The 7,251-nt window shown below is 69.5% G+C and carries 7 protein-coding genes and 1 pseudogene; all 8 read right to left on the bottom strand.

Annotation, left to right across the window (positions count from 1 at the left end; all coding sequences use genetic code 11):
- Positions 1-256 (bottom strand): annotated as a pseudogene (locus JF597_RS00535) (hypothetical protein); the annotation flags it as partial.
- Entirely contained in the window at positions 253-999 is a 747-nt protein-coding gene (locus JF597_RS00540) for an ABC transporter ATP-binding protein (RefSeq protein WP_293986599.1), read from the bottom strand. The gene JF597_RS00540 and the pseudogene JF597_RS00535, both read right to left, overlap by 4 nt.
- Positions 992-2,347, bottom strand: coding sequence for an LLM class flavin-dependent oxidoreductase (locus tag JF597_RS00545; RefSeq protein WP_293986601.1), 1,356 nt, complete (start codon positions 2,345-2,347; stop codon positions 992-994). Before JF597_RS00545 ends, JF597_RS00540 begins: the two co-directional genes overlap by 8 nt.
- A gap of 34 nt (positions 2,348-2,381) precedes the next feature.
- Positions 2,382-3,434 (bottom strand): aliphatic sulfonate ABC transporter substrate-binding protein, encoded by a 1,053-nt coding sequence (locus JF597_RS00550; protein ID WP_293986603.1) that lies wholly within the window; start codon positions 3,432-3,434, stop codon positions 2,382-2,384.
- A gap of 59 nt (positions 3,435-3,493) precedes the next feature.
- Positions 3,494-4,225, bottom strand: coding sequence for an ABC transporter ATP-binding protein (locus JF597_RS00555; RefSeq protein WP_293986605.1), 732 nt, complete (start codon positions 4,223-4,225; stop codon positions 3,494-3,496).
- Positions 4,222-5,115, bottom strand: coding sequence for an ABC transporter permease (locus tag JF597_RS00560; RefSeq protein ID WP_293986607.1), 894 nt, complete (start codon positions 5,113-5,115; stop codon positions 4,222-4,224). The genes JF597_RS00555 and JF597_RS00560 overlap by 4 nt, the downstream gene beginning before the upstream one ends.
- Positions 5,115-6,011 (bottom strand): TauD/TfdA family dioxygenase, encoded by an 897-nt coding sequence (locus JF597_RS00565; RefSeq protein WP_293986609.1) that lies wholly within the window; start codon positions 6,009-6,011, stop codon positions 5,115-5,117. Before JF597_RS00565 ends, JF597_RS00560 begins: the two co-directional genes overlap by 1 nt.
- A 745-nt stretch (positions 6,012-6,756) precedes the next feature.
- Positions 6,757-7,251: vanadium-dependent haloperoxidase (locus JF597_RS00570; RefSeq protein WP_293986611.1), on the bottom strand; the 495-nt coding region annotated here is incomplete at its 5' end.

The raw sequence follows: 7,251 nt of genomic DNA on the forward strand, positions 1-7,251 counted from the left end.
CCTGGGCGAAGAGGCCGGGCACGATGAAACGGCCGTAGGAGACGCCGCCGACCGTGTCGACGTGCTGTCCGAGAGCCGACCCGAAGACGACGACGAACAATACGGTCGACAGCACCGGACCGACGACGCTGTAGCGCCAGATGGTCAGGAACCGCAGGACCTCGCGCTCGAAGAGCCACAGGAACGGCGACCGTTCGGGCTTGAAGGGCTCGTCGTACGACGGGAGGGCCGGCAGGGCGTCGGTGCTGCTCGTCATGCCACCTCCTCCCCGGTGATCACCCGGTCGTAGACCTCGGAGATGTCCCGGGCCGCGTAGCGGTCCCGCAGCAGGGCCGCGGAGCCGCGGTCGACGATCCGGCCCGCGCGCAGCAGCGCGATCTCGTCGCACAACGTCTCCGCCTCCTCGAGGTAGTGGGTCGTCAGCAGGACGGTGGTGCCCGCCGCGTTGAGGCCCTTGACGAGTCGCCAGATCTCCGAGCGCAGCTCGACATCGACGCCGGCGGTCGGCTCGTCGAGGATGAGCAGACGGGGACGGTGCATGAGCGCCCGCGCGAGAACGAGACGCCGCTGCATGCCCCCGGACAGCTCATAGGCACGGGCGGCGGCCTTGCTGTCGAGGCGGAACACCTCGAGCAGCTCGTCCGCACGCCGGACGGCCGCCTTCCGGCCGATGCCGTGGTATCCCGCGTGGTAGATCAGGATCTGCCGGATCGACAGGAACCGGTCGACGTTGATCTCCTGCTCGGCCAGGCCCAGCAGTCGTCGGGCCGCTCGGCTTCGGTGGTCGTGACCGAAGACGGTGAGCGTGCCGGTGGTGGGACGGACGATGTTGCAGACCGAGCCGATCAGCGTGGTCTTGCCCGCGCCGTTGGGACCGAGCAGCCCGAAGAAGGCGCCGTCGGGGATCTCCAGGTCCAGGCCGGCGACGGCGGTGAAGCCGTCGCCGTACGTCTTGCTGAGCCCCTGGACGAGCAGAGCAGGCGGCTTTCTGTCAGCCACCGGACACACGCGTCTCTTCCGGGTGGAACTGGTTGGGCGGCACCGGCAGTCCGTAGTGCTCACGCAGGGTCGAGCCTTCGTACTCCTCACGGAACAGGCCCTTGCCGCGCAGGATCGGCAGGACGTGCTCGATGAAGCTCTCCAGGCCGGACGGCAGGGCCGGCGCCATGATGTTGAACCCGTCCGCGGCACCTCCCTCGAACCAGGCGATGATCGTGTCCGCCACCTGTTCGGGCGTCCCGACGAACTCGAAGTGACCGCGGCCGCCCCCGAGCCGAGAGATGACCTGACGAACCGTCAACTTCTCGCGCACGGCGAGTTCGATGATCAGGTCGCTGCGGCTCTGCGTGCCCTCCAGCTTCGGGCGCGCGAGGATGAAGTCCGGTAGCGGCTTATCGAGTTCGAACACCGAGGGCTCGGTCTCGAAGACCGCGGCCAGCTGACGCAGTCCGTACTCCGGGACGCGCAGCTCGTCGAACTGCTTCGCCAGCGCCCGGGCTTCCTCCTCGGTCGACCCGATGTACGGGACGATGCCCGGCAGCACGATCACGCCGTCCGGGTCACGCCCCGCTGCCCGGGTCCGTGCCTTGATGTCGGCGTAGAAGCCGGCCGCGCGCTCGTACGTCTGGTGGGCGGTGAAGATGGCCTCGGCGTGACGTGCCGCGAAGTCCTTGCCGTCCTCGGAGGAGCCGGCCTGTACGAGCAGGGGGTAACCCTGCGGTGGGCGCTCGACGTTGAGCGGGCCGGCCACCGAGAAGTACGTGCCCCGGTGGTCGGGCCTGTGGAGCCGGGCGGGGTCGGCATAGCGCCCCAAGGTCTTGTCGGCGACGACGGCCTCGGACTCCCAGCTGTCCCACAGTGCCTTGGCGATGTGCAGGAACTCGTCGGCCCGGGCGTAGCGTTCGGCATGGTCGGGCCGGTTGACGAGGCCGAAGTTGGCCGCCTCGTCGGCTCCGGCCGAGGTGACGATGTTCCAGCCGGCGCGGCCGCCGCTGACATGGTCGACCGAGGCGAGCCGACGGGCGAGGTTGTACGGCTCGTTGTACGTCGACGACACGGTCGCGATGAGGCCGATCCTGCTGGTCGCCTGCGACAGCGCGGTGAGCAGGGTGAGCGGCTCGAGCTGGCCGGGCGGCCGGAACTCGCCCGTGCCGATGAGCGCCGGGCCGTCCGCGAGGAACAGCGAGTCGAACTTGGCGCTCTCCGCCAGCTGAGCCAGTTCGATCCAGTGCCGCAGGTCGAAGTCCGCCCGCGGGTTGCTGTGCGGGAGGCGCCAGGCCGCCTCGTGGTGACCCGCCTCCATGAGGAAGGCGTTGAGGTGGAGCCGACGTCTTGTCTGGTCGCTCATGAGTGCTTCTCCAGTCCGTTCTTGGTGCGCCGGCTCAGCCGACCGACAGCTTCGAGCTGTCGTAGCCGACCGGGAGAAGGTTGTCGGTGATCGACGAGACGTCGACCTTCTTGGTGATCTGGCCCGCCTCCAGGAAGGCGTCGGCGAGCTTCTGCTCCGCCGCGATGTCCGACTTCTCCACCGGGGTCACCCGGGTCTCGAAGGTCTCCAGGGAAGCCCTGGCATCGTCCAGGGGGATGCCCTCCTCCTTGGAGACCGCCTCCGCGTACTTGTCCTCGTGCTTGATCGCCCAGGCCAACTCGTGGGCCAGCCGCTTCCGGACGTCGGTGAGAGCCGCCCGCTTGGTCTTGTCGTTCAGCGAACTCTCACTGGCGACGTAGTAGCTGCTCGTCTGGTCGATCGGCGGGAGACCCTTCGCGAGGATCCGCGCACCGTTCTTGACCGCGATCGCCGACTGCGGGTTCCAGATCGACCAGGCGTCCACCTTGCCGGTGTTGAACGCCGTGGCGGCGGCCGCCGGGTCGAGGAAGACCAGCTTCACGTCCTTGGGGGTCAGGCCCACGCTCTTCAGCGCGTTCAGCGCCAGACCGTGAGCCGAACTGCCCTGCGGCACAGCCAGCTTCTTGCCCTTGAGGTCCGCGAGCGTCCTGAGCGTCGAGCCCTTCGGTACGACGATGTTCTCGTTGGCCTGGGTCGGCTTGAGGGAACGGTTGACGGCGACGACCTTGAAGCCGTACTCCTTCGCGGCACCGGTGATCGGCGGTACGTCGCCGACGCTGCCCAGGTCGATGTCGCCGGAGGCGGCGGCCTGCACGAGCGGCGGGCCGTAGGTGAAGCGGGCGAACTTCACCTTGTAGGGCGCGTTGTCGAAGACACCGGTGATCTTCGCCAGCTCCTGACTGCCGTCGCCGCCGTTGTCACCGATGGTGAAGGTGTACTTCTTCCACTCCGGGTGACTGCCGGCGCCCGATCCGCCGGGGCTGCTCAGGGGCGCGACGGCCTCCGACGTCGATGCGCAGGCGACGAGGGTGCTGCCCAGGGCGAGCAGGCCGGCGGCGGCGACGATACGGGAGGGTCTTCTGGACATGGGTTCTCACGTGCTTTCTGTGCTGGGGCGGCGGAAGTCAGTGGGTGGTGTGGGGGAAGTCAGTGCTGGTTGGCCAGACCAAGGTCTTCCAGGAGTGCGGAGCGCAGTTCCTCTCGCGCGACGCTCGCCTCGCGGTCCGCGGCCGACAGCCCGACGAGGCGGGAGGTGCCGATGCGTCCGTTGCTCATGACGAGGACGCGGTCGGCCAGTGCGATCGCCTCGTCGACGTCGTGGGTGACGAGCAGCATGGCCGCGTGGTGCTTGCTCCGCAGCGCCCGTACGAGGTCGTGCATGCGCAGCCGGGTGATCGCGTCGAGCGCCGCGAACGGCTCGTCGAGCAGCACGAGTTCGGGCTCGGAGACCAGCGCCCGTGCCAGCGACACCCGCTGGGCCTCGCCGCCGGAGAGCTCCTTGGGCCACGCCTTCTCGCGGCCGGAGAGTCCGACCTCGGCGAGCACGTCGAGGGCCCGCCGGTCGGCGTCCGGTCCGTGCAGGCCGAGGGTGACGTTGCGCAGCACCCGCTGCCAGGGCAGCAGCCGGTCGGCCTGGAACACGATCGCGCGCCTGGCCGGGACCTCCACGCGCCCGCCGTCGGGCCGGTCGAGGCCGGCGAGTAGCCGCAGGAGGGTGCTCTTGCCGCAGCCGGAGGGGCCCAGCAGGACCACCAGTTCCTCGTCGGCGATGGTGAGGTCCAGGTGGTCGAGGACGACCCGGTCCCCGAACCGGCGGACGACCTTCTCGACGACGGCGCCGGCCTGTTGGCGGGGTTGCGTCGAAACGGTGGTGCTCATGCTGCCTCATAACTGGGGCGCCACCGCAGCAGCACCCGCTCGAGGGCCCGGACGAACTGGTCGGCGAGCAGACCGAGGAGCGAGTAGATCACCAGCCCCACGAAGACCTGGCCGGTCTGCAGGTAGGTCTGCCCCTGGGTGATGAGGAAGCCGAGACCCTTGTCGGCGTTGACCGTCTCGGCGGCCACGAGACCCAGGACGCTGTAGGCGAGGGAGAACCGCAGGCCGACCAGGAACCCCGGCAGGGCTCCGGGCACCAGTACCTGCGTCACCAGGCGCCAGGTGCCCGCGCCCGTCGTCCGCGTCATCTCGATCAGCCGCTGGTCGACCCCCCGGATCGCGGCGAACAGGTTGACGTACATGGGGACGCCCGCGCCGAACGAGATCAGCAGCACCTTCGTGAGCTCGTCGATGCCGAACCACACGATCATCAGCGGCAGCACCGCAAGGAGCGGGATCGTGTTCAGGATCTGCACGACGCCGTTGAACAGGTACTCGCCGCTGCGCAGCAGCCCGCCGAGCACACCGGTGACGATGCCCACCGTCAGGCCGATCGCGAGGCCGATGCCGGCGCGTTGCAGCGAGACGGCCAAGTCGGGCCCGAGGACGCCCTGTTGCCACAGATCGACGGCGGACTGGACGATGGAGGTCGGTGCCGGAGCGTAGGTCTTCTTCAGTACTCCGGCCCTGGCGAGGATCTCCCAGGCGATGAGGATCACGACCGGGGTGGTGTAGATGCCCAGCGGCCAGCGCAGCCGCTCGCGGAGTGTGTGGAGCAGGGTCCGGCGGCGGGCGTCGCGTGGCAGGAACACCTCGCGCACCGTGGCACTCGCCGGCGGCACGGTGGCCGCCGAGCCGACGGCCGGTCTCTGGAGGCTGACCTCGGTCATCAGGCCGCCACCTCCAGCACCTTGCTGTAGTGCGAGGCGTCACCCACGAGCGGCTCGCTGCGGCGGCCGTCGACGCCGACCGGCACATCTCCCGCGACGGTCACACGATTGAGGCGGCGCGGGTGGTCGTCGTAGTTGTCCACGCCGTAGTGCTGCGTGATCCGGTTGTCGAAGATCAGCAGCTGGTCGGGGGCCCAGGTCCAGCGCAGGACGTTCTCCGGGCGGATCACGTACGACTGGAGGATGCGCAGCAGATCGGCCGACTCACTGCTCGACAGGCCGACGATCCGCTTGGCGAACCCGCCGATGAACAGCCCGCGTTCGCCCGTCAGCGGATGCACCCGCACGAGAGGGTGCTCTGTCTCGTACGGCGTCGAGACGAAGGCTCGGTCGTACTCCTGGCGTTCGGCCGTGGTGGCCGACGTGCGCGCGTAGTCGTACTGGTTGGTGTGCACGACGCGCAGCGAGTCCGCGAGGGCGCGGAGCGGCTCGGGCAGGTCCCGGTAGGCCGCGGCGGCGTTCGCGATCAACGTCTCGCCGCCGTACGGCGGGATCACGATGGACCGGAGCGTGGTGAGCTGCGGCGGGTTGGCGACGAAGGTGACGTCCGTGTGCCACTCGTTCGCCTTGGACGTCTCGCTGTCGACGGCGAGCACGTTCGTCGTGCCGTCGGCGGCCGGAACGTTCGGATGGGCGGTGGTCAGGTCGCCGAACCACTCGGCGACGCGCTCCTGACCGGCGTTGTCGAGGTGCACGTCGTCGAACACGATGGCCTTGTGCTCGTTGAGGGCATGACGGAGCGCCCTGATCGTCGAGGGGTCCGGGGGCACCGTGAGGTCGACGCCCTCGACGACCGCGCCGATGCGGCCCGTGAGCTTGCGGATGGACGGAGGCATGGGAAGTCCCTCTCAGGGAGTCCGGAGGCACTGCGGTGCCGAAAGTCGGAGTGAAGGGGTGACGGGCAGGGATGAACGGCCGCGCAGTCAGCACCCGGTACGGGCGCGATGCGAGGAACCGTCGACTGCTCGAGAGGTGCCGGCCGGAGGTCAGACCGTGTCAGGTGACGCGGGCCCTGAAGGCAATGCGACCGCGCCGGTCAGCGGCCGCTGACGAACTTCCCATCGAGGACCCCAAGTTGGGCAGCACATGCCCCTCCCCACGGGGAGAGCAAAAGCAAGGAGGGGGCCGAGGGGACGAACGTGGTCTGGCCGTGCATACCGCTGCGCCTACCCGCCGCTACGGAGGGCCGCTTCGCGGATCAGCTACGCATTTTCTGGATCAACGACAACAGAACGCGCTGGAGACGTGCGCCAGGTCGATGTGGCGCCTCCGGGTCAAATCCATACGCGGGGTCATGGAAAGTGAGTTGAGCAGACGCCCACCCCGTCGGTCAATAAGTTCCGGACAGGTCTCACATGGCGGAAACATGGATACGGACCTGCCCGGCTCCGGCCGCACCCCTCCGACAGGGTCGCTCTGTACTCATCGTCCTCAGCGGCCTTCCCGCCACCGGTGGGACCACGCTCGCCCGGCTCCTCGCCACACGGCTCGGCGCGGCCCACCCGGGCGCCCCGGGCCCGGACTCGCCCCGGACCATGGCTCATGCACTGCGGGAGGCGGCCGTCCGGTCGCGGCGGCCGCTCACCCCACGCCGAACAGGAGCGCCGCGTTGTTCAGCGCATGTCCTGCGACCCGCTTGCCGAGGACGAGGCCGGCCTCGTCGGCGGAGCGGGTGTGGATGCCGGAGTAGACGCGGGCCGTCTCCGCCGCGCCGGCGTAGGTGTTGTGTCCGCTGGGGTAGTCGGGATGGGCCGGCGTGATGTGCAGCGGCGACCACCCGGGGTCGGGGTCGATCGCACCGGTGCGGATGGCGGTGACAGGGCGCCAGCGCAGGTAGGCGTACTTGGTGTCGGACGTGGCGATCTGCGTGTCGACCGCGGCGACGTGGAACAGGGCCACCAGCGCGGCCTGCGCGGAGGTGGAGCGCTGCGAGCGGGCCACGGCGACCCGCAGCGGCTCGGTGTACAGCGTCAGGGAGGAGCCGAACCAGAAGGTGGCGGTCTCGGTCTGCCGCTCGGTGCGTACGGTGCTGTTCACCGCCCCGTACGCCCGCACCTCGGCCAGGTCGGCACGGTA

It is taken from the genome of Streptomyces sp. (assembly GCF_019510245.1).
Taxonomy (GTDB): Bacteria; Actinomycetota; Actinomycetes; order Streptomycetales; family Streptomycetaceae; genus Streptomyces.